Origin of the sequence: Rhizobacter sp., from assembly GCF_035702065.1 — a bacterium.
GTDB lineage: Bacteria > Pseudomonadota > Gammaproteobacteria > Burkholderiales > Burkholderiaceae_C > Rhizobacter.
In genome coordinates this window covers 1-2,390 of sequence record NZ_DASSRA010000358.1, presented here as the reverse complement: position 1 = coordinate 2,390, position 2,390 = coordinate 1, and the positions used below count along the sequence as shown (strand labels likewise).

The 2,390-nt window shown below is 66.7% G+C and carries 2 protein-coding genes; both read left to right on the top strand.

Annotated features, from left to right (window positions below):
* Nucleotides 1-1,508 (top strand): LTA synthase family protein (locus VFL64_RS15840; protein WP_489541341.1); only part of this gene is annotated, 1,508 nt, incomplete at its 5' end.
* The gene (locus tag VFL64_RS15835) at nucleotides 1,501-2,025 is read left to right on the top strand and encodes a GNAT family N-acetyltransferase (protein ID WP_489541340.1); all 525 of its coding nucleotides are present in this window, start codon (nucleotides 1,501-1,503) and stop codon (nucleotides 2,023-2,025) included. The genes VFL64_RS15840 and VFL64_RS15835, both read left to right, overlap by 8 nt.
* Nucleotides 2,026-2,390: the final 365 nt, after the last annotated feature.

Sequence of the window (2,390 nt, the reverse complement as noted above, 5' to 3'; positions counted from 1 at the left end):
CCATCGGTGCGCCCGCGCCCCGGCCTTGGAGAGCGCGCATCGCCGAGACGGTGGTGGTGCTGCTCGCCATCTTCGTGGTGCATGGCAAGTTCTCCCAGTACCCGCTGCGCTGGAGCGATTCGGTCGAGCTGCCGAGCGCCTTCTCGCAGGCGCTCGCCCTCAACCCGCTGCATAGCCTGTACGACAGCTGGAGCTTCCGCAGCCAGCGCCTGGGCGACGCGCAGATGCGCCCCGATGCCGACCAGATCCGCGCCTTCGTCGGCCTGCCGCCGTTGAAGGAGGGCGAGCCGATCTCCTTCCTGCGCCACGTGCCCGAGCGGCCCGGCCACGAGCGGCTGAACGTGGTGTTCGTCCAGCTCGAATCGTTTGCCGCGCACAAGACCGGCGTGCTGGGCAACCCGCTGGGCGCCACCCCCTCGTTCGACGCGATGGCCAAAGACGGCCTGCTGTTCACCCACATGATGAGCGCGCACAGCCATACGGCGCGCGGCGTGTTCGCCGCCGTCACCGGCATGCCCGACGTGTCGCGCGAATCCACCGCCTCGCGCAACCCGGCGGCCACCAACCAGCACACCATCATCAACGAGTACAAGGGCTACAAGAAGTTCTACTTCATCGGCGGCAGCACCTCGTGGGCCAATGTGCGGGGCGTGCTCACCGCCAACATCGACGGCATCGACATCTACGAGCTGGGCCGTCTCAAGTCGCCTTCGGTCGACGTGTGGGGCGTCTCCGACAAGAACCTCTTCTTCGAAGCCAACGACCTCTTCAAGGTGCAGAAGCAACCCTTCTTCGCCTACATCCAGACCAGCGGCAACCACCGCCCGTATTCCATCCCCGACGAAGACCTGGCTGCCTTCCAGCCGCCCACGCCGAGCGAGGCCGAGCTCAAGGCGCAGGGTTTCATCTCGCGCGAGGAGTACCGCGCCTTCGCCTACCTCGACTGGTGCATCGGCCAGTTCATCGCGCGTGCGCGGCAAGAGGCCTACTTCAAGAACACGGTGTTCGCCTTCATCGGCGACCACGGCATCATCGGCGCCACCGGCCCGCACCTGCCGCGCTCCTGGCAGGAACTGGCCATCACCCAAGGCCACACACCCTTCCTGATCTACTCGCCGGGCCGCGTGGCGCCCAAGCGCGTGGAGACCTGGGCGCAACAGGTCGATGTGATGCCCACGCTGGCCTCGCTGGTGGGCATCGGCTACCGCAACACCACCCTCGGGCGCGACCTGCTCGACCCGCAGTTCGACAAGAGCCGCGTGGCCTTCGAGTTCCAGTTCACCGGGCCCGACGAGCTGGGCGTGCTGGTCGACAAGTACATGCTGATCGACCGCAAGCCGCAGTCGCTCCACGACATCCTGGCCGACAAGCCCGGCACCAACCTGCTCGCGCAACAGCCCGTGCCGCCCGAGCTGCAGCAGCTGCAGCAAGCCTGGGGCCACTTCCCCAAGGCCTACGGCAACGCAGCGCTCTACCTGCAAACGCACAACCCGAGGTTCCGTGACTGAGTTCATCCTGCACACCGAGCGCCTTGCGCTGCGCCGCTTCGATGCGGCCGATGCCCCGTTCATCCTGACCTTGGTCAACGACCCCGGGTGGATCAAGGCCATCAACGACCCCGGCGTGCGCACGCTCGACGACGCACGGCAGTGGATCGACACCCGCATGACCCAGGTCTATGAACGGCTGGGCTTCGGCTTCTGGGCGGTGCTGCGCCGCGATGACCCGCAACCCATCGGCCTGTGTGGCTTGATCAAGCGCGACACCCTGCCCGAGGTCGACGTGGGCTATGCCTTCCTGCCGGCGTTTCGTGGCCAGGGCTATGCGCGCGAAGCAGCGCGCGCTTGCCTGGCCTACGGGCACGAGGCGTTGGGCTTCGAGCGCATCCTGGCCATCACCTCGCCCGACAACCTGGCCTCGCAGCGCGTGCTCGAAGCCGCCGGCATGCGGCTGGAAGACCGCCGCACGCTCTCTGGGCAGGAGCGCGAGTCGCTGGTGTATGCCTGGGAGGCTGGGTCGGCCTAGGGGCGGCGCGGCATGCGTGGTCAACGGTGGGCGCGATTCGACCCGCCAGGGGCATGTGCGCATTTGGATGGGGCGTCGGGTTTGCAGCGGCAGCCGCCTGTCACAGCCGCTGAGCTGACCGGCTGGACTCGGCCATTGCCTGTCGATGGCGATCGACCGCTTCTTGGCACCTCACCTGGTCATCTCTTGCCGCGGCATTCACCCACCAACGACAGAGCCCAAGGCCAGCGCCGGCACGCTGGGCTCACCAAGCTGGATTCCTGAGCTGAGTGCTCTGCCGCTCCTCATGCTTCTTGACCAAGGCTGGTGCGAACACGTACAACGCGAACATTAAGGGCGAAGCACAGCTGAACGACACGCATAAG